This is a genomic window from Pseudonocardia spirodelae (assembly GCF_037727765.1).
Classification (GTDB): Bacteria; Actinomycetota; Actinomycetes; order Mycobacteriales; family Pseudonocardiaceae; genus Pseudonocardia; species Pseudonocardia spirodelae.
The window spans coordinates 109,580-127,898 of sequence record NZ_JBBJUP010000017.1 but is presented as its reverse complement, the minus strand read 5'-3'; the positions used below and the strand labels follow the sequence as shown (position 1 = coordinate 127,898).

The following is an 18,319-nucleotide window of genomic DNA, read 5'->3' as shown; positions in this document are numbered from 1 at the left end:
ACTAGCGGCGGTCAGCCCCGCGAGCGCGCCGCCGACACCTCCGGCAGCTGCTCCTCGATCCAGCGGATCAGGCCGGTGAGGTGGCCGGTGACGCCGTGGCCGAGCGCGGTCAGGCCGTAGCTGACCTGCGGCGGGGTCGTCGGGGCGACCTCGCGGTGCACGAACCCGTCGCACTCCAGGGTGCGCAGGGTCTGCGCGAGCATCTTCTCGCTGACCCCGCCGACGGCGCGGCGCAGCGCGGAGAACCGATGGTCCCCGCGGGACAGCGCGACGAGCACGAGCACCGCCCACTTCGACGTGACGTGGTCCAGGACCGCGCGCGAGGGGCAGTCGCTGTCGAACGCGTCACCCGGACCGGCCGAGCCGGACAGCCCCACCTGCGTGCTCACCGTCGCCTCCCCTACTTACTTCGAGGTACGTACTTACGAATCGTAAGCCTATCCGGGCAGCATCGGCGGCGTCCACGACGAGCGAGGAGACGACCATGATCGTGCTGACCGGGGCGAGCGGGAGGCTGGGCCGCGCGGCCGTGCGGGCCGTGCTGGAGACCGAGCCCGCCGAGCGGGTGGCGGTGCTGGCCCGGACGCCGGAGAAGGTGGCGGACCTGGCCGCGGCCGGCGTGCAGGTGCGCCGCGGCGACTACGAGGACCCCGCCTCGCTGACGGCCGCGTTCGCCGGCGCGGACCGGCTGCTGTTCGTGTCCGGCTCCGACGTGACGCCGGGCGTGCGCGAGCGCCAGCACGGCCACGTCGTGACCGCGGCGGCCGAGGCCGGGGTCGGGCACGTCGTCTACACCAGCGCGATCGGCGCCGACGACCCGGACGCGCCCGGGTTCCTGGCCGACCACACCGTCACCGAGGGCCTGCTGCGCGACTCCGGCCTGCCGGTGACGCTGCTGCGCAACACGTTCTACTCCGACCTGTTCGTCGGCCCGGACGTCGTCGCGGCCGCCGTGCGGGCCGGGGAGACGGTGGCGGCCGACGGCGGGCGGGCGCTGAACACCGCGACGATCGCCGACCTCGCCCGGGCCGCGGCCGTCGTGCTGACCTCCGACGGGCACGCGGGCCGGGCCTACGAGCTGCGCGGACCGCTGTGGACCTACGACGAGCTGGCCGCCACGATCGCCGAGGAGTCCGGTCGGCCGGTCGCGCACCGCCGCGTCCCGCTCGACCGGGCCGGTGACCTGGCCTTCCTCGGCGGGCTGGTGTCGTCGGGGCTGTTCGCCGAGCCGTCGGAGGACCTCCCCGCGCTGCTGGGGCGGCCCGCCACCGGCATCCGCGAGCTCGTGCGGGCCGCGTCGGCCTGAGCCGGGAACAACCCGGCGCCGGGCACGGTTGAGGTTGACGTATCAACCACTGCGCCCGGAAGGGGGCGACCGATGACCGTCGAGACCCTGCCCTGGATCGCCGGCGTGGCGGCCGGACCGGTCGAGCGCTGGGAGCGTGCCCGGTACCTGTTCGACGCCGGCGACCCGGCCGGCGCCGCGACGGTGCTCGCCGCGCTGGTGGCCGAGCAGCCCGACGCGGGCGCCGTACGGCTGCTGCTCGCCCGGGCGTACTACCACTCCGCGCAGCTCGGCCGGGCCGAGACCGCGCTGCGGGAGCTGCTCGACCGCGAGCCCGCCGACGGCTACGCCCACCTGCTGCTGGGCCGCACCCTGCAGCGCCGGTCGCGGCACGACGAGGCGGCCCCGCACCTGCGGATCGCCGCCGCGATGGGCCTCAGCGCCGCGTGAGCACCCCCGGCAGCGCCGGTTCCGACCGGCGCTGCCGGGGCACCACGACGCCGCCCGCGCCGGGGACGCGGTCGGCGAACAGCAGGTAGCCGCCGCAGGTGAGGGTGGCGAACAGGCCCAGCTCGACCACGGCGTGCAGGCCGTCGGACAGCACCACGATCATCCCCAGGTGCAGCCCGACCCCGGCGACGACGGCGGCCGGCCGCAGCCTCGACGACCACAGGGCGAACGCGACGAACAGCTCGGTGAGCACCGCGCCGAACGCCATCGGCACCAGGACCGCCGGGACCAGGGCCGCCGCGGGCACGAGCACCGAGTCCCGGGCCCACGAGGCCAGCCCGTTGCCGGACAGGAAGTCCGGCCGGATCTTCGAGATCGCCGCGTAGGCGTAGACGACGGTGATCTGCGCGCGCAGCACCAGCACCGGGGGCGCCCACACCCGCTCCGTGCCGCCATCCCCGCCGCCCCCGCGCCGGGACCGGACCGACCAGGCCGCGTCGCAGTCGGTGAAGGAGAGCAGCACGGCCACGGTGAACAGCAGGTAGGTGTGGTTGGAGTAGTACCCGGCACCCCAGACGAAGCCCGCGGTGCACAGCCCGACCAGGAGCGCGGCGGGCCGCGCGTGCCATCCGGTCACGACGGCGAGCGCGGCGAGCCCCATGACCGCGCCGAGCGCGAGCCACACCGGGGCGGGCAGGACCGGGCCGACGCCGAACAGCGGAGAGGCGGCCGTCCCGAGCAGGGGGCTCGCGCCCAGCTCCAGCGCCTTCGCGCCGGCGACGAGCCCGACCAGGACCCGGTAGCCGGCGAGCTGCCGGGCGGGGAGGGTCTGCGGGAGCCTCAGCACGGCTGCTCCCGCTCCGGGAGCCCGTCCCACGTCCGCGAGACCGCGACGAGGTCGGGGTGCGCCCCGCACAGCAGGTCCGGGACCGTCGATCCGTAGTGGACGGTGCTCTGCGGCCAGGGCAGCGTCCCGGTGTCCAGCGGGCGGGTCGTCCCGTCGGCGGCCCGTCCGGTGTAGGCGTAGGTCGTGGACGACTCGACGAACATGCTCCACGAGTAGCGGCGCGGCGGGTCGGTGGTGATCAGGCCGACGGCCGGTACGGCGACCTCGAACGCCACGACCCCCGCCAGCAGCCACACCGCGAGGCGGCGGCGTACGAGTGACGACACGCCCACTCCATCGTGACCGGACGCGGTGGCGTCAACCCCTCACTTCGGGTCGAGGGGATAGATCCGGACCCAGTCGACCTCGTAGGTCGCCGGCTGCATGCTGCCGCCGAAGAAGTTGTCGAGCTGGATCGTCAGGTGCCCGCTGGGCATGTCCTGGATGTTCTTGCGCCCGGAGCGGGCCCCGCCGGAGAAGCTGAACCACTCCTCGCCGTCGATGAAGCCCTTCACGTGGTCCGGGGTCCACTCGATCGCGACGTTGTGCCACTCCGACAGCGGCGCCCCGCAGTTCTTCTGCTTGGCGTACTCCTGCTGGACCGCGCCGCGGTCGTGCGGGTAGTGGATGAACGCCTCGGCGCACTGCTCACCGGGGGCGCCGTTCTCCAGGAAGTCGTACTCGCCGTCCTGGGGCCAGCGGTCGGACTGCGGCCAGATGATGAGCAGCGGGTGGTACTGGCGGCCGTTGTCCGGGCCCGTCGCCTCGGACCGGACGCGGGCCTCCCAGCGGCCGTACTGCTGGTTGAACGTCGAGGAGATCCAGGCCGAGTCGCCGTTGCGCAGGCCGGTCTGGACCAGCTTGCCGTCCTCCACCGTGGAACGGCTGGCGCAGCGGCCGCCGTTGCCGGCGTGGCCGGGCCAGCACTCGCCGGCCTGGTTCCACCGGGCGGGGTCCGGCGGGCCGGTGTAGTCGAACTCGTCGGACGCCGGCAGGGGCGCGCCCCAGCCGAACCGCTCGGCGGCGCTGGTCGCGCCGGGGCGCGGGACGCTCTGGTCGGCGGGGCGGGCCGAGGGGTCGGCCGGCTGCTCGGCCGGCTCGTTCGGCTGTTCGGCCGGCGGGTCGGCCGGGCGGTCGGTCGGCTGGTCCACGGGCTGGTCCTCCGGCTGGTCGGCGGGTGTCGCGGGCCCGGCCCCGGCCGGGTCGGCGGGCTCCGTCCCGGCAGGGTCGGCGGGCCGGTCGGCAGGGGCGGTCCCGGCCGGGTCGGCGGGCTCCGTCCCGGCAGGGTCGGCGGGCCGGTCCGCGGGGGCGGTCCCGGCCGGGCCGGCGGGCCGGTCCGCGGGGGTGGTCCCGGGCGCGTCCGCGGGCCGGTCGGCCGGCGCGTCCGCCGGAGTGACGCCCGGCGTCCCCGCGGGCCGGTCGGCGGGGCGGTCGGCGGGCCGGTCGGCAGGGCGGTCGGCAGGGCGGTCGGCAGGGCGGTCGGCAGGGCGGTCGGCGGGAGCATCGGTCGGCCGGTCGGCGGGTGGGGCGTCCGCGGGAGCGGCCCGTCCGGGGGTGCTCGCGCCGGACGGCGCGGCGGGCGCCGGAGCGTCGGAGGCGCCCTCCGCCCCGCGGCCCGTCGCACCGGCGGGAGATGCCGCCGCGGCGGCGGCCCCCGCGTACGGAGCGGAGTCGGACGGCGGTCCGACCGCCCCTGACGGGGCGTCCGCCGGAGCGTCGGTGACGGCGGGTGTCCCGGGCACGACCGGCGCCTCTGCCGCACCGGACACCGAGGGTGCCGCGGCCGCCGTCACGGGCACCCCTCCGGTGACGGCCAGACTCCCGACGGAGAAGGCGAGCGCACTCGCCGTCACCACTGCTGCCGCGCCCATCACCGTGCGTCGTACCGGTCCGCGCCTCATGGCCCCGATCCGCCCCCGTCCGTGTCCGCCTTGTCCGATATCGGGAACGCTAGGAGCAGGCCGTGCGCGATCTCCACCGTGAGCACCCGTCGGTGGGGTGAACTCACCCGTCCGACTGTCGCCCGGAGCGGTCACCGGTCCGGATTGCGCCGTGACACGTGGGACGACCGGGACTGCCGGGATCGTGGGGGTTCGGGTGGTCCGCGCACCGAGGGCCGGCCCCACCCGTCCGGAGCAGCGTCAGGCGCGCGCCGGGAGCGTCTCGGGCGCCCGCCACCAGAACAGCATCGCGACCAGCGACAGGACCCCGGTCACGGCGAACGCCGGGCCGTAGCCCAGCCCCTCCGCGAGCGCGCCGGCGACCAGCGGCCCGGCGATCGCACCGAGGTCGGCCGCCATCTGGAAGCCGGCCAGCACCGAACCGCCGCGGGCGCGCTCGCCGATCACGTCGGCGACGGCCGCGTTGAGCGGCGGGTTCACCAGCCCGCTGCCGAGCCCGGCGACCAGGGACAGGACCAGGAACAGCCACGGGTCCAGGGCCCAGCCCAGCACGGCCGTCGCCGCCCCGGACACGGCGAGTCCGGCGATCAGCGGCGGTCGGCGGCCGGACCGGTCGGCGAGCCGCCCGGCCAGCAGCAGCGTCGCGGCGTTCCCGGCGGCGAACACCGACAGCGCGATCCCGCCGAACGCGTCCTCCCGCCCCAGCGACTCGACGACGACCAGCGGCACGAGCGCGATCCGCACCCCGAACACCGCCCAGCCGTTCGCGAAGTTCCCCACCAGCGACGCCCGGTAGGCGCGGTGCGCCAGCGCGTCGCGGAACCGGGTGCGCGGCGGGGGCACCTCGTCGGCGGGCGCCTCGGGACGGTGCAGCAGCCGGCCGCCGACGGCGAGCACCAGCACGAGCAGCGCCGCGTAGATCAGGAACGGCGCCCGCACGTCGATCGCGGCCGCCGTGCCGCCGAGCAGCGGGCCGGCGATGTTGCCGAGCAGGAACCCCGTCGCCCACAGGCTGGTGGCGCGCCCGCGCAGGTGCGGCGGCGACAGCCGGACCAGCAGCGACACCGCCGAGATCGTGAACATCGTCGAGCCGACGCCCGCGACGAGCCGCAGCACGATGAGCTGCCAGTACGCGGTGGCGAAGGCCAGCCCCGCGGTCGTCACCGCGACCACCGCGAGCCCGGTCACGAACACCCGCAGCTCGCCGAACCGGCCGACGACCGTCCCGGACAGCGGCGCGAACACCAGCCGGGAGAACGCGAACACGCTGATCACCGCGGCGGCCGCGGTGACCCCGACGTCGAACGACCGCGCGAAGGCCGGCAGGACCGGCGCGACCAGGCCGAACCCGATGGCGATCGCGAACGCCGAGCCGACCAGGACGTGGATCTCCCGCGGCAGCGTGCCCGCCGCGCGCACCCCGGCGGGTCCGGCGTCGCGGCCCTCGTGCTCGACCACGTCGTCCTCCGCTCCCCGGTCCCCCGCGACGGTACGCCCGTACCAGAAGCGGCCCCCGCGCGGTGCCGGGGAGACTGTCCGGGTGGACGACGACCCGATCGCCCGGCTGGAGCGGCTCGCCGGCCCCGAGGGCACGGCGCTGCTCGACCGGCTCGCCGCGGCCGACCGCAGCGGCGACGCGGCGCTGCGCCTGGGCACCGCGCTGCGCCGCGAGCACGACGCCGGTCTGGTCGCCGACGCGATGACCCAGGCCGGGCTGCGCGACCGCGCCGCGCGCAAGTTCACCCGGGCCCGGGACATGTGGTTCACCCGCGACGGGCTGGAGCAGGCGTCGTCGGAGCCGGTCGCCCGCCACCGCGCGGCCCGCTACGCCGGTCGGACCGTCGTCGACCTGTGCTGCGGCATCGGTGGCGACCTGCTCGCGCTGGCCGGCACCGGGCGGTCCGTGACCGGCGTCGACCTTGACCCCGTGCACCTGTGGATGGCCGCCCGCAACGCCGCCGTCCACGGCGGGACGGCCCGCACGGTGCGCTCCGACGTGCGCGAGGCCGACCTGGAGGCCGCCGACGGCGTGTTCGTCGACCCGGCCCGCCGCGGTGCCGGCGGCCGGATGCGGACCGGGGAGTCCGAGCCCCCGCTGGACTGGTGCGTCGCGCTGGCCGGCCGGGTCGGCGCGGTCGGTGTGAAGGCCGCGCCGGGCATCGACCACGACACCGTCCCGCCGGACTGGGAGATCGAGTTCCTGGCGACCGCCCGCGAGCTCAAGGAGGCGTGCGCCTGGTCCCCGGAGCTCGCCGGGGCCCGCACCCGCGCGACCGTCCTGGACGACGACGGCGTGCACTCCCTGCACGGCGACCCCGACCCCGCCGACGGCGACACCGGCGTCCCGGTCGGCGAGCCGGGGGCCTGGCTGCTCGACCCGAACCCCGCCGTCACCCGGGCCGGTCTCGTCTCGGTGCTGGCCGGGGCGACCGGGACCCGCCGGATCGACCCGCGGATCGCCTTCCTCACCGCCGACGACCGGCCGCCGCCGACCCCGTTCGCCCGGCCGCTGCGCGTCCTCGACTCCCGCCCCTGGGACCAGCGACGGCTGCCGCGGCTGCTGCGCGACCTCGACGTCGGCGCCGTCGACGTGCGCCGGCGCGGGCTGGCCGGCGACGTCGACGCGCTGGCCCGCACGCTGCGCGGGCGCGGGTCGCGGCGGGCGACCGTGGTCATGACCCGGGCCGGGGACCGGCCGTGGGGGCTGGTCTGCGTCGACCCGTGAGACCGGTCAGCCGCGGCCGGGGAAGTGGATGAACTCCAGCGTGATGCCGTCCGGGTCGCGGAACTCCAGCGTGGCGTAGGCCGTCGGGTCGGTCCGGTCGACCACCCCGCCGTGCGGCACCGTCAGGGTGTCCAGCCAGGCGGCCCACGCGTCGAGGGTCGCGCGGTCGGCGACGCCGAACGCCAGGTGGTCCAGCGCCCCGCGCACGGGGCCCCCGTCGGCGCCGTGGAGCTCGATCATCACGCCGGTGGCGGCGTCGAGGAGCAGGGCCGCCTCGTCCGGGTCGCCGCCGCCCGCGTCGTGGTGCGGGAAGGTCATCGGCAGCCGCTGCAGGCCCAGCACGCGCTGGTACCAGAGCGCGCTGGACTCGACATCGGTCACCGCGGCCGCCACGTGGTGGAAGCCGGTGACCGCCGGTCGTTCGATGGCCGAGCCCATGGTCGTCCTTCTCCTCGCCGGCCGCCCGCGCGGCGACCGGTCCCCGGTGTCGCGGTGCAGTACACCACCGTCACCGCCGCGACCACGATCCACACCCGGTGCGCGGCGTTGGCGCGCGGCGGCCGTGCGTGCCACCGTCACCCGCGTGACGACGATCGCCGAGGTCCCCGCGTCCATGCGGTGCAGCGTGCTGCGCGCCGCCGGTGAGCTGGAGGTGCAGCAGCGCCCGGTCCCCCGCCCGGGTCCGCGCGAGGTCCTCGTGCGGGTCGCCGCGGTCGGCACCTGCGGGTCGGACGTGCACTACTTCCGGCACGGGCGGATCGGGGAGTTCGTGCTGCGCGAGCCGATGGTGCTGGGCCACGAGCCGTCGGGGCTCGTCGTCGGCGTCGGCGACGGCGTCGACACCGGCCGGATCGGCGAGCGCGTGTCGCTGGAGCCGGGCGTGCCCTGCCGGCGCTGCCGGTACTGCCACTCCGGCGCCTACAACCTGTGCCCGGACATGGTGTTCTTCGCGACGCCGCCGGTCGACGGCGCGTTCGCCGAGTACGTGACGATCGCCGACGACTTCGCCCACCCGGTGCCCGAGCACGTCTCCGACGACGCCGCCGCGCTCCTCGAACCGCTCTCGGTCGCGCTCTGGGCGCACCACAAGGCGGGCACCGGGGTCGGGTCGCGAGTGCTCGTCGCCGGGGCCGGGCCGATCGGGCTGCTCGTCGCGCAGGTCGCGGCGGTGCTGGGGGCGGGCGAGGTCGTCGTCAGCGACCCCGACCCGGCCCGGGCCGCGCTGGCCCGCGACTTCGGGGCGACCGCCGTCGTCACGCCGGGCGAGCCGGTGTCCGGCGCCGACGTCTTCGTGGACTGCTCCGGGGTCGCGGCGGCGGTGCTGGCGGGGCTGCCCGCCCTGCGCCCCGGCGGGACGGCGGTGCTGGTCGGGATGGGTGCCGACGAGATGACGCTGCCGGTCTCGGCCCTGCAGTCCCGCGAGATCCACCTGACCGGCACGTTCCGCTACGCCAACACCTGGCCGACCGCGGTGCGTCTGGCCGCCTCCGGCGCGGTGGACCTGGACCGGCTGGTGACCGGGCACGTGGACCTCGAGCACGTCGGCGACGCGCTGTCCCCGGACGCCTCGCAGGTCAAGGTGGTCGTGCGTCCGTGAGGGTGGTCGCCGGCCCGGGGTGGGCCGACGTCGTCGCCGCGCTGGTGCACGCCGCCCCGGCCGGGCCGGCCGGGAACCGCCTGGTCACGGTGGACGGCTTCTCCGGCGCCGGGAAGTCGACCCGCTCCCGGGAGCTGGCCGGCCGGCTCGGCGCCCCGCTGCTGGAGATCGAGGACCTGCTGCCCGGCTGGGACGCGCTGGACCGCCTCCCCGGGCTGGCCCGGCACGGGATCGGCGACCCGCTCGCGGCCGGGGAGACCCTGCGCTGGACGTCGTGGGACTGGGCCCTCGACCGGCCGGGACCGGAGCGCTCGGCGGCACCGGCCGCCGTCGTCGTGCTGGAGGGGTGCGGGAGCGGGGCGGCGGCGCTGGCCCCGGTCACCGCGCTCGCCGTGTGGGTGGACGCGCCCGCCGCCGTGCGCGAGCGGCGCCTGCGGGCCCGCGCGGACTGGCCCGGCTACGCCCCCCACCGCGACGGCTGGCGGCGCGCCGAGCAGGCGCTGGCCGCCGCCGACCGCAGCCGCGAGCGCGCCGACGTCGAGCTCGTCGCCGACCGGTGACCGCACCGCGGTCCGGCACCACCCCCCAGTGGGTGCCGGACCGCGGGCTCGCGGGTCGTCAGACGCGGGCGCGCCGCACGACCAGGTATCCGACCGCGACCGCGACCGCGGCGAGGACCAGCGGGTGGACCGCCAGCAGGACCGGCACCGGGGTCCCGGTGAAGAACCGGCCGACGGCGGGCCAGGCGCTCTGCCAGGTCACCCAGAACACCGCCAGGCCGGCGGCGAGCACGCCCGCCACGGCCAGCGCCCACACCCCGTACTGGCCCCACCGCCGGAACACCGCGCCGAACAGCAGGAACAGCGTCCCGATGCTCAGCAGCGGCACCCAGAAGCAGAGCACCTGCAGCAGCGGGTTCAGCGGCGGGACGAAACCGAGGGAGAAGAACCCCATCCGCAGGCCCCAGCCGTCGGTCGCCCGCTCGAGCAGCAGGAGCGCGGTGAGCGCGACCGCGTGCACCAGGGTCTCCCCCGCCAGCCGCACCACGACGCCGGCGTAGAAGTGCCGCCGGGTGATGCCCAGGCTGAGCGCGAACGGCATCGTCTGGGTCATCGTGACCAGGTAGGTCGAGCCGATGATGAAGAACAGCGCGGTCAGGGCGCCGGTCGTGCCCTGACCGCCGTCGTCGGAGCTGGCCCGGACCGCCCACCAGATGGCCACGTTGACCAGGAAGATCGCGCCGAGTATCAGCCACGGGACCGACATCCGCACGCGGGCGTCGACGCCGGTCAGCCGCAGGACGGTCGCGATCCGGCCGCCCGTGGTGACCTCGGGGGGCTCGGTGACGGTGCTCGTGCTCATGACAGGGCCCCCTCGTCGGTCCGGATCGCGGCGTTGCGCTGGGTGGTACGGACGACGAGCTGCTGCAGCGAGACGGGCTCGAAGCGCAGGTCACCGTCGGAGCTGGACGGCACGGCGCCGGACAGCGTGAGCCGCAGGAAGCCGCCGAGCTGCTCGCGGTGCAGCTCGGAGTGCCCGCGGGCGAACCGCTCGACGGCCTCGACCGGCCCGGTGACGGTGACCGCGCGGCCCCGCAGGTCCTCGGCCTCGGCGTCGATGAGCACCCGGCCGGCGTCGATGAGCACGACGTGCTCGATGAGGTCGGAGACCTCGTCGATGAGGTGGGTGGACAGCACGACGGTGCGCGGGTGCTCGGCGTAGTCGGCGAGCAGCCGGTCGTAGAACAGCTGCCGGGCGACGGCGTCGAGGCCCAGGTAGGGCTCGTCGAAGAAGGTCAGCGGGGCCCGCGAGGCCAGCCCGATGACGACGCCGACGGCCGACTGCTGCCCGCGCGAGAGCTTCTTGCACGAGCGCTTGCGGGGCAGTCCGAACTCGCCGAGCAGGTCCTCGGCGAACGCGGCGTCCCAGTGCGGGTAGACCGACGCGGCGGCCCGCAGCGCGTGGTCGACGCGGTAGTTGTCCGGGTAGCGCAGCGACTCGCGGATGAAGCAGGTGCGGGCGAGCACCCGGGCGTTCTCGTAGGGGCGCTCGCCGAAGATCTCGGCGGTCCCCGCGGTCGCGAAGTTCTGCGCGGTGAGGATCTGCATCGCGGTGGTCTTGCCCGCGCCGTTGCGGCCGAGCAGGCCGTGGATGCGGTTCTCCTCCAGCGCGAAGGTCACGCCGTCGAGCGCGGTCACGTCGCCGTAGCGCTTCGTGACGCCGTGCATGGCGATCACGTTCCTGCTCATCGCTCGTCCCCCCAGACGTCGATCATCTTCTTCAGCTGCTCCGGGTCGATGCCGAGCTTGCGGGCCTCGGTGACCAGCGGAGCGATGTACTGGCTCGCGAAGTCCTCGCGGCGGCTGTCGAGCAGCCGGGCGCGCGCCCCCTCGGCGACGAACATCCCGATCCCCCGTCTCTTCTGCAGGACGCCCTGCGTGACCAGCTGGTTGAGACCCTTGGCCGCGGTCGCCGGGTTGATCCGGTGGAAGGCGGCGAGCTCGTTGCTGGACGGCACCTGGGTCCCCTCCGGGTAGGTCCCGTCCACGACGGCGGACGCGATGTCCTCCGCGATCTGCACGAACAGCGGGCGGCCGTCGTCGTTCACGGCGACCTCCCGGTGCCGTAGTTCTGTGGTTCGTTAGTCATGTAACGAACCATAGGACGCAGGCGCTCCGCCGTCCAGCCCTCTTCTATTTCTGATCGTGTTTATATAATCTGCGCGTTGTGGAAGCGTTCGACGTGCTGGGCGACCCCGTCCGGCGGCGCATCCTGGAGCTGCTCGCCGGGGGCGAGCGGACCGCGGGGCGGGTGACCGAGGTCGTCCGGGCCGAGTTCGGGATCTCCCAGCCGGCGGTCTCGCGGCAGCTGCGTGTGCTGCGCGAGAACGGGTTCGCCACCGTGCGCGCCCAGGGGACCCGGCGGCTCTACGCGGTCGACCCGGCCGGGCCGGCCGCCGCCGAGCGGTGGCTGGCCGGGCTGCGCGGCTTCTGGGCGCAGCGGCTCGACGCGCTCGACACCGAACTGGCCCGAGGATCGAGGGAGGACGCATGAGCGACGACACCGCAGCCCGTGCCGGTGAGGTGGTCCGCGCCGCCGACGGGCGTGCCCTGCTGCGGTTCCGCCGCACCCACACCGAGCCCGTCGCCGAGGTCTGGTCGGCGGTCACCGACCCCGACCGCTGCGCGCGATGGTTCGGCCGGTGGAGCGGCGACGGGCGCCCGGGCGGGACCGTCGAGCTGGTCCTGACCAGCGACGAGGACGGCGGCGGGCCGCCGTCGACGGTGCTCGTGCGCGAGTGCGCGCCGCCGCACCGGCTCGCCGTCGACATCCGGGAGGGCGACGGCGCCCCCTGGGAGCTGTCGGTGACGCTCACCCCGCACGGCGACGGCACGGTCCTCGTGTTCGAGCAGGTGCTGCCCGAGGGGTTCTCCCCGGCCGACGCCGGTCCGGGCTGGCACTGGTACCTCGACCGGCTCGCCGCCGTCCTGGCCGGGGCGCCGATGCCGGACTGGGAGGCGACGCTCGCGGCGGCGGCGCCGCACTACCGGGCCTGAATTCGGTGCACGCCGACACACCCGGCGCCTAGCGTCGCGGCCATGACGGGATCGGGGACGCGGGTCGCCGCGGCGGCCGGGGTGACGGTGCTGGCGTGGGCGTCGGCGTTCGTGGCGATCCGGGCGGTCGGCCCGGCCTTCGGTGCGGGCGCGCTCGCACTCGGACGACTGCTGGTCGGGGGCGCCGCGCTCACGCTCGCGGTGCTGCTGACGCGGACCTGGGTGCGGCCGACCCCGCGCGAGTGGCTGCTCATGGCGGCCTGCGGGGTGAGCTGGTTCGGCGTCTACAACCTCGCCCTGAACGCGGCCGAGGAGCGGCTCGACGCGGGGACCGCCGCGATGCTGGTCAACGTCGGGCCGATCCTGATCGCGCTGTCGGCCGGCGTCGTGCTGCGGGAGGGGTTCCCCCGGCCGCTGCTGACCGGGGCCGGGATCGGGTTCGCCGGTGCGGTGCTGATCGGGTTCGCGACCTCCGGGCCCGGGCCGGGCGGCGCGGCGGGGCCGGTGGGCGCGCTGCTGTGCCTGCTGGCCGCGGCGACCTGGACGGTCGGCGTGCTCACCCAGAAGCCGGTGCTGCGCCGCCTGCCCGCGCTGCAGGTCACCCAGGTCGCCTGCCTGGTCGGGGCCGTCGCGACGCTGCCCTGGGCCGGGGACCTCCTCGACGCGACCCGGGCCGCGTCCGGGCCGGAGGTCGCCGGGATGGTCTACCTCGGCCTGGTGCCGACCGCGCTCGCCTTCGGCACCTGGGCCTACGCGCTGTCGCGGACCGACGCGGGCCGCCTCGGCGTCACCACCTACCTCGTGCCGACGCTGGTGGTGCTGATGGCCTGGCCGGTGCTCGGCGAGCTGCCCCCGCCGCTCGCCCTGCTCGGCGGGGCGCTCGCCCTGGCCGGGGTCGCACTGTCGCGCCGCCGTCCCCGCACGGTGCCGACGGCGGGCTCGACCGCGGGCGCCGGGACGGGGGCGGACCGGTGAACACCGGGCCGGTGGACCCGTCCGCGCTGGCGCGGCGCGCGGCGCTGCTCGCCGACCGGACGCGCGCGACGTTCTGCCTGGCCCTGATCGACGGCCGGGCCTGGACCGCGGGCGAGCTCGCCCGCCACGCCGGCGTCGCCCCGTCGACGGCGAGCGCGCACCTCGACCGGCTGGTCGCGGCCGGGCTGCTGGTCACCGAGCGCCAGGGGCGGCACCGCTACGTGCGCCTGGCCGGACCCGACGTGGCCCGCACCGTCGAGACGCTGGCGGCCGGGATCGCCCCGACCCCCGGGCCGCCGTCGCTGCGGGCCTCGCGCGCCGCCGTGCGGCTCGCCGCCGCCCGGACCTGCTACGACCATCTCGCGGGCGCCCTCGGCGTCGCGCTGTTCGACGGCCTGGTCGCCGACGGCCTGCTCACCGTCGACGACGGGCTCGCCCTGACCGCCGACGGTCGCGCCTGGTTCGACGGGCTCGCCGGCGGCCTGCCCCGCACCGGGCGCCCGGTGGTCCGCGCCTGCCTGGACTGGACCGAGCGGCGCCACCACCTGGCCGGTGCCGCGGGGGCCGCGCTGTGCCGGGCGCTGTTCGACCGCGGGTGGGTCGAGCGCGGGCGCGACCGGCGCTCGGTCCGCGTGACGGCGGCCGGGCACGACGCCCTGCCCGCCCGGCTGACCGTGACGCTGCCCGCCCGGTGAGGCGGCGCGGCTACCCGGCCGCGACGCCCGTGACCGCGGCTGCGGCGCGCACCGGACGACGCCGCGCGAGCCCCACCAGCACGCAGCCCACCCCCAGCACGACGCCGTGCGTGATCCGCAGCTCGGGCGTGGCGAAGAACTGCGGCAGGTACAGGACCATCGCCACCGCGACCAGCACCGCGCCGGCCGACGCGCCGGGTCCCGCCCGGTGTGCCCCGTCCGGTCCGGCTCCGCGGCGCACGGCCGCCACCACCACCCCGGCCACGGCGAGCGCGACCAGGCCGGCGGCGAACGTCGTCGCCGCCCACGGGCCCGTGCGGACGAGCTCGGCCAGCCGGCCCGCCGCGTCCGGGTCGGCGACGGCGGACCCCACGGCGGACAGCCCGAACGCCTCGGCGCCGTAGTACGGCAGCAGCAGCGCCGTCCCCGCGGCGGCCGCCCCGAGCGCGACGCGGGCCGTCGGCTCCGCCCGGCCGCCCCGGGCCCGTTCCCGCACCGCGGCCACGCCCGCGACGAACGCGGCGAACCCCAGCACCCCCAGCAGGTGCGCGGGCACCCACCACGGGTCGGCCCACACCGGCGGACCGTCCACCCACGGACGCAACGCCGGATACGCCGCGAACGCCGCCCCGGCCACCACCCACCACCACATCGCAACCCCCTCCGTCGGCGGCGATGTTTCCGGAATCACCGCTCCCCGGCAAGAGCATTGCTCTCATCGTCGACCGATGTTCACGTCGTGGTCTACGGTGACGCGGTGAACGCCTCCCGCACCGCCCGCGAGCGGGCCCGGGCCGAGCTCGTCTCCGAGATCACCGCCGCCGCCCGTCGACAGCTGGCCGAGACCGGCGCGGCCGCGCTGTCCATGCGGGCCGTGTCCCGCGAGATCGGGATGGTCTCCTCCGCCCTGCACCGCTACTTCCCCACCCGCGACGACCTGCTGACCGCGCTCATCGTGCAGAGCTACGACGCGCTGGCCGACGCCGTCGACACCGCGGCCGCGGCCGCGGGTGACGACCCCGCCGACCGGTGGCGGGCCGTCGCGCACGCCGTGCGCGGCTGGGCGCTGGCCCACCCGCACGAGTACGCCCTGATCTACGGCTCCCCCGTGCCCGGCTACCGCGCGCCCGCCGACACCGTGCCCGCCGCCGGCCGCGTCCTCGCCCCGTTCGGGCGGGCCCTGCGCGACGCCCACGCCGCCGGCACGCTGGCCGGCGCCCCGGACCCGGACGGGCCGCTCGCGGCCGACGCCGCCCGGATCGCCGGGGCGCTGGAGGCGCCGGAGCTGCCCGGCGGTGCGCTGCTCGCGGCCCTGACCGCGTGGTCCGGCCTGTTCGGGCACGTGTCGTTCGAGCTGTTCGGCCAGTTCGACAACGCCGTCGACGACCGCGACGCGCTGTTCGCGGGTGCCGTCGAACGGCTCGGCCGGGTCGCCGGGCTCGTGCGCTGACCCGGGGCCCTGGCGGGCCCGGGGTCAGCGGCGCAGCCGCGCCAGCAGCCCGGTGATCCGGTGCCCGGCGGCCCGCAGCCCGCCCTGCTCGACCCGCACCACCAGGGTCACCGCGGCCACCGCCACCAGCAGTGCGACCACCAGGTCCCCGAGCGGCCCCACGCCGAGGCGGCCGCTGCCGAGCGCCGCGGCCGCCGTCCCGACCGGGGGCAGCCAGGACTGCGTCCCGGTGACGACGAGGACCACGAGCGCGCCGATCAGGGCGGGCCCCTCGTTGCGGAAGACCGGCCGCGAGAACACCGCGCCCACCGCGGCCCCGGTCATCCCGCAGACCAGGTGGGCGAGCAGGCCGTCGAGCAGGCTGCCGGTCGTCGCGGTGCCCCACGCCGCGATCACCCCCCACACCACGGCGAGGAGCCCGAGCACGGCGACGCCGGCCGTCGCCGCGAGCAGCACCCCGGCCGCGACCGGCCACGGCCCGCCGGCCGCGGACAGCGTGACGGTGCGGGCGTCGTCGTCCTCGGTCTCGGCCAGGGCGTGCGCCAGCCAGGCCCCGACCGGGTAGAGCAGCAGCGCGCTGGCCGCCCACGGCTCGGGCAGCGGGCCGGGCGCCCCGCCGAACAGCACGGCGAGCACACCGGCGTAGAGCACGGCGGGGGCGACGAACTTCTCGGTGCGCCCGACGTCCTCACCCAGCAGCATCGCGACGGCGAGCGCCGCGCGCACCCGGCGCCTCACCGCCGGTCCTCCGGGCGCGCGGACCGCACCGGGCGCACGGAACGGACCGCGCAGCCCGCGGCCAACGCGGCGGCGAGCCAGGCGTCGCTGTCCGGCGCGGGGACGCGGACGGTGAAGCGGCCCGGCGCGGCGCCCTCGACGCGGGCGGGCGGCAGGACCCGCTCCAGCAGCGGACGCGGGTCCCCCGCGCACGCCATGTCCAGGCGCATCATCGCCCCGGGCGGGGGCGCCGCCGGCAGCGGCACCGAGTCCGGGTCGGTGGTGGCGGCGATCCGGCCCTCGCGCAGCCGGTGCAGGCGGGCCCCGGGCAGGCCGGCGGCGGTGCCGGTGTGGTCGGTGACCAGCGTCGGCGCGGCGCGCGCGCCGAGCAGGCGGGTCAGGGCGTCGGCGGCCTCGTCGTCCAGGCCGTTCCACGGCTCGTCGAGCACGAGCAGGCCCGGATCGCAGGACAGGGCCTGGACCAGCCCGACCTTGCGGGCGTTGCCGGTGGACAGCTCGCCCATCGGCTCGTCGTCGTCGCCGTCGTAGCCGAGCTCCTCGAGCAGCTCGTCGGCTCGGTCGGCGGCGTCGTCGACGTCGACGCCGTGCACCCGGGCGACGTGGTCGAGCCAGCGCCGCGGCGGCATCTTGCGGGCGGCCGGGAAACGGTCGGGCAGGTACCCGACGACCGCGGGGGCGTCCTCGACCTCGCCCGCGGTCGGGACGAGCGCACCCGCCGCGATGCGCAGCAGCGTCGACTTGCCCGCCCCGTTCGGCCCCCGGACGACCGTGGGCACGACCGGCTCGACGTCCAGGTCGGCACCGCGCAGCGCGACCGTGCCCGACGGGTGCGTGTGGTGGATCCCGACCAGGCGCACCCGACCACCTCCACCGCTCGTCCGCACCCGTGGGCGATCAGGTTCGCACAGCGCCACCACCGGGCGGCCCGGCGGTCGGACGGCGGATACGCGCCGTGGCGGGCGCGGTACGCAGGGCGTTCGTGATCATCCGTCCGGCGCAGCGGGCGGTCGGCTCGGCGCCGTCAGCCGGTGCCGGCGGCGTCCTTCTCCTGGACGCCGCCGCGGGCGCGGCGCTGCAGGACCTTGCGCGCGACCAGCCAGACGACCACCGCCGCCCCGAGCACGGCGACGATCTTGCTGATCGGCGACATGTAGCCCTCGATGAGCTCCCAGCGCTCGCCGAGCGCGAAGCCGAGGTAGACGAACAGGGCGTTCCACACCCCGCTGCCCAGCGCGGACAGGCCCACGAAGCGCACCAGCGGCATCCGGGCGATCCCCGCCGGGATCGAGATGAGGCTGCGCACGATCGGGATGCACCGGCCGGCGAGGACGAACCAGCTGCCCCAGCGCTCGAACAGCGCCAGGCCCTTCTCCAGGTCCTTGCGGCTGGACAGCACGAACCAGCGGCTGCCGGCGAGCCGGTGCACGCGCTCGTAGCCCAGCCAGTGGCCGAGCGCGTAGAGCACCAGGGCCCCGGCGACCGCCCCCATCGTGGCCGCCGCCCAGACCGCGACCGGGTCCATCGCGCCGGTCGAGGCTCGGAACCCGCCCAGCGGGAGGATGACCTCGGACGGGATCGGCGGGACCACGTTCTCCAGGAAGATCAGGAGACCGATCCCGGCCGCTCCCAGGCGGTCCACGATGTCGAACACCCACTGCGTCACGCGTTCCATGGTGCCTGATCGGGCGGCACCCGCATCCGGTTGGTCCGGTTCGACCGGATCAGCTCAGCCGGAACTGGATCCGTTCGATCACCGCGCTGAACGGGGCGAACAGCTCCCGGCGGATCCGGTTGTGTTCCTCGTCGCGGTCGTACACCCGGTAGGACTCCTCGTCGGGGAGGTCGACGGTGAGCACGTAGTGGGCGTTGCCCTCGCGCAGCCCGAGGTCGAGTCCGGCCTCGAGCTCGAGATCGAGCCCCGCGACGCGCAGCTCGCGCAGGGCCTGCAGCCCGGGCTCGATCGCCGAGGGCTCGACACCGTCGGCCAGCCGGCCGACCACCACGTTGCGGATCACGGGTGGATCTCCTCTCGTCGTCGGGGCCCCTCCGCACCCGACCCT

General features: G+C 76.6%; 24 protein-coding genes. 10 read left to right on the top strand and 14 right to left on the bottom strand.

The genetic code is table 11. The annotated features are described in order from the left end of the window. Positions 1-11: 11 nt before the first annotated feature. The gene (locus tag WJX68_RS19930; protein WP_340293217.1) at positions 12-389 is read right to left on the bottom strand and encodes a winged helix-turn-helix transcriptional regulator; all 378 of its coding nucleotides are present in this window, start codon (positions 387-389) and stop codon (positions 12-14) included. A gap of 95 nt (positions 390-484) precedes the next feature. Here WJX68_RS19930 and WJX68_RS19925 point away from each other — a divergent pair, with 95 nt between their 5' ends. Continuing rightward, the gene (locus WJX68_RS19925) at positions 485-1,306 is read left to right on the top strand and encodes an NAD(P)H-binding protein (RefSeq protein ID WP_340293215.1); all 822 of its coding nucleotides are present in this window, start codon (positions 485-487) and stop codon (positions 1,304-1,306) included. 72 nt (positions 1,307-1,378) lie between these two features. Then, positions 1,379-1,735 carry a tetratricopeptide repeat protein gene (locus WJX68_RS19920; RefSeq protein WP_340293213.1) on the top strand — a complete coding sequence of 119 codons (357 nt, stop codon included), beginning with the start codon at positions 1,379-1,381 and terminating at the stop codon, positions 1,733-1,735. Here WJX68_RS19920 and WJX68_RS19915 read toward each other — a convergent pair. From WJX68_RS19915 to WJX68_RS19900, 4 genes are all read right to left on the bottom strand, one after another. After that, positions 1,722-2,582 carry an HTTM domain-containing protein gene (locus tag WJX68_RS19915; protein WP_340293211.1) on the bottom strand — a complete coding sequence of 287 codons (861 nt, stop codon included), beginning with the start codon at positions 2,580-2,582 and terminating at the stop codon, positions 1,722-1,724. The two genes, WJX68_RS19920 and WJX68_RS19915, sit on opposite strands and share 14 nt — an antisense overlap. Continuing rightward, positions 2,576-2,908: a hypothetical protein gene (locus WJX68_RS19910; protein ID WP_340293209.1), complete on the bottom strand. Its 333-nt coding sequence runs from the start codon at positions 2,906-2,908 to the stop codon at positions 2,576-2,578. The genes WJX68_RS19915 and WJX68_RS19910 overlap by 7 nt, the downstream gene beginning before the upstream one ends. Positions 2,909-2,947: 39 nt before the next feature. Continuing rightward, positions 2,948-3,772 carry a glycoside hydrolase family 16 protein gene (locus tag WJX68_RS19905; RefSeq protein ID WP_340293207.1) on the bottom strand — a complete coding sequence of 275 codons (825 nt, stop codon included), beginning with the start codon at positions 3,770-3,772 and terminating at the stop codon, positions 2,948-2,950. Between the two features lie 990 nt (positions 3,773-4,762). Continuing rightward, positions 4,763-5,980 carry an MFS transporter gene (locus WJX68_RS19900; RefSeq protein WP_340293205.1) on the bottom strand — a complete coding sequence of 406 codons (1,218 nt, stop codon included), beginning with the start codon at positions 5,978-5,980 and terminating at the stop codon, positions 4,763-4,765. Positions 5,981-6,062: 82 nt separating this feature from the next. Here WJX68_RS19900 and WJX68_RS19895 point away from each other — a divergent pair, with 82 nt between their 5' ends. Further along, positions 6,063-7,247 carry a THUMP-like domain-containing protein gene (locus WJX68_RS19895; RefSeq protein WP_340293203.1) on the top strand — a complete coding sequence of 395 codons (1,185 nt, stop codon included), beginning with the start codon at positions 6,063-6,065 and terminating at the stop codon, positions 7,245-7,247. 6 nt (positions 7,248-7,253) lie between these two features. Here the strand turns inward: WJX68_RS19895 and WJX68_RS19890 are convergent, their stop codons facing one another. Next, positions 7,254-7,685, bottom strand: a complete 432-nt coding sequence (locus WJX68_RS19890; protein WP_340293201.1) for a VOC family protein — start codon at positions 7,683-7,685, stop codon at positions 7,254-7,256. 145 nt (positions 7,686-7,830) lie between these two features. Between WJX68_RS19890 and WJX68_RS19885 the strand changes: the two genes are divergently transcribed. Next, positions 7,831-8,844, top strand: coding sequence for an NAD(P)-dependent alcohol dehydrogenase (locus tag WJX68_RS19885; protein ID WP_340293199.1), 1,014 nt, complete (start codon positions 7,831-7,833; stop codon positions 8,842-8,844). Continuing rightward, positions 8,841-9,404, top strand: a complete 564-nt coding sequence (locus tag WJX68_RS19880) for a nucleoside/nucleotide kinase family protein (RefSeq protein WP_340293197.1) — start codon at positions 8,841-8,843, stop codon at positions 9,402-9,404. Before WJX68_RS19885 ends, WJX68_RS19880 begins: the two co-directional genes overlap by 4 nt. 58 nt (positions 9,405-9,462) lie before the next feature. Here the strand turns inward: WJX68_RS19880 and WJX68_RS19875 are convergent, their stop codons facing one another. Genes WJX68_RS19875 through WJX68_RS19865 form a run of 3 tightly spaced genes read right to left on the bottom strand, consistent with a single transcriptional unit; the run spans position 9,463 to position 11,452 of the window. Continuing rightward, on the bottom strand, positions 9,463-10,206 hold the full coding sequence (locus WJX68_RS19875; RefSeq protein ID WP_340293195.1) for a hypothetical protein: 744 nt from the start codon (positions 10,204-10,206) through the stop codon (positions 9,463-9,465). Beyond that, entirely contained in the window at positions 10,203-11,093 is an 891-nt protein-coding gene (locus WJX68_RS19870; RefSeq protein ID WP_340293193.1) for an ABC transporter ATP-binding protein, read from the bottom strand. Before WJX68_RS19870 ends, WJX68_RS19875 begins: the two co-directional genes overlap by 4 nt. Then, complete coding sequence (locus WJX68_RS19865; protein ID WP_340293191.1) at positions 11,090-11,452, bottom strand: GntR family transcriptional regulator; 363 nt, start codon at positions 11,450-11,452, stop codon at positions 11,090-11,092. Before WJX68_RS19865 ends, WJX68_RS19870 begins: the two co-directional genes overlap by 4 nt. Positions 11,453-11,571: 119 nt before the next feature. Here WJX68_RS19865 and WJX68_RS19860 point away from each other — a divergent pair, with 119 nt between their 5' ends. Genes WJX68_RS19860 through WJX68_RS19845 form a run of 4 tightly spaced genes read left to right on the top strand, consistent with a single transcriptional unit; the run spans position 11,572 to position 14,071 of the window. Then, on the top strand, positions 11,572-11,898 hold the full coding sequence (locus WJX68_RS19860) for an ArsR/SmtB family transcription factor (RefSeq protein ID WP_340293189.1): 327 nt from the start codon (positions 11,572-11,574) through the stop codon (positions 11,896-11,898). Then, positions 11,895-12,401 carry an SRPBCC family protein gene (locus tag WJX68_RS19855; protein WP_340293187.1) on the top strand — a complete coding sequence of 169 codons (507 nt, stop codon included), beginning with the start codon at positions 11,895-11,897 and terminating at the stop codon, positions 12,399-12,401. Before WJX68_RS19860 ends, WJX68_RS19855 begins: the two co-directional genes overlap by 4 nt. Positions 12,402-12,443: 42 nt before the next feature. Beyond that, positions 12,444-13,376: a DMT family transporter gene (locus WJX68_RS19850; protein ID WP_340293185.1), complete on the top strand. Its 933-nt coding sequence runs from the start codon at positions 12,444-12,446 to the stop codon at positions 13,374-13,376. Then, positions 13,373-14,071, top strand: coding sequence for an ArsR/SmtB family transcription factor (locus tag WJX68_RS19845; protein ID WP_340293183.1), 699 nt, complete (start codon positions 13,373-13,375; stop codon positions 14,069-14,071). Before WJX68_RS19850 ends, WJX68_RS19845 begins: the two co-directional genes overlap by 4 nt. Positions 14,072-14,081: 10 nt before the next feature. Here the strand turns inward: WJX68_RS19845 and WJX68_RS19840 are convergent, their stop codons facing one another. Beyond that, positions 14,082-14,663, bottom strand: a complete 582-nt coding sequence (locus tag WJX68_RS19840; RefSeq protein WP_340293181.1) for a hypothetical protein — start codon at positions 14,661-14,663, stop codon at positions 14,082-14,084. A 165-nt stretch (positions 14,664-14,828) separates the two neighbouring features. Between WJX68_RS19840 and WJX68_RS19835 the strand changes: the two genes are divergently transcribed. Next, on the top strand, positions 14,829-15,521 hold the full coding sequence (locus tag WJX68_RS19835; RefSeq protein WP_340293179.1) for a TetR/AcrR family transcriptional regulator: 693 nt from the start codon (positions 14,829-14,831) through the stop codon (positions 15,519-15,521). A 24-nt stretch (positions 15,522-15,545) separates the two neighbouring features. Here the strand turns inward: WJX68_RS19835 and WJX68_RS19830 are convergent, their stop codons facing one another. From WJX68_RS19830 to WJX68_RS19815, 4 genes are all read right to left on the bottom strand, one after another. After that, positions 15,546-16,259 (bottom strand): hypothetical protein, encoded by a 714-nt coding sequence (locus tag WJX68_RS19830; RefSeq protein WP_340293177.1) that lies wholly within the window; start codon positions 16,257-16,259, stop codon positions 15,546-15,548. Further along, positions 16,256-17,116: an ATP-binding cassette domain-containing protein gene (locus WJX68_RS19825; protein ID WP_340293175.1), complete on the bottom strand. Its 861-nt coding sequence runs from the start codon at positions 17,114-17,116 to the stop codon at positions 16,256-16,258. Before WJX68_RS19825 ends, WJX68_RS19830 begins: the two co-directional genes overlap by 4 nt. Positions 17,117-17,280: 164 nt before the next feature. Then, the gene (locus tag WJX68_RS19820; RefSeq protein ID WP_340293173.1) at positions 17,281-17,922 is read right to left on the bottom strand and encodes a DedA family protein; all 642 of its coding nucleotides are present in this window, start codon (positions 17,920-17,922) and stop codon (positions 17,281-17,283) included. Positions 17,923-17,980: 58 nt separating this feature from the next. Continuing rightward, on the bottom strand, positions 17,981-18,274 hold the full coding sequence (locus WJX68_RS19815; RefSeq protein ID WP_340293171.1) for an antibiotic biosynthesis monooxygenase family protein: 294 nt from the start codon (positions 18,272-18,274) through the stop codon (positions 17,981-17,983). Positions 18,275-18,319 lie beyond the last annotated feature (45 nt).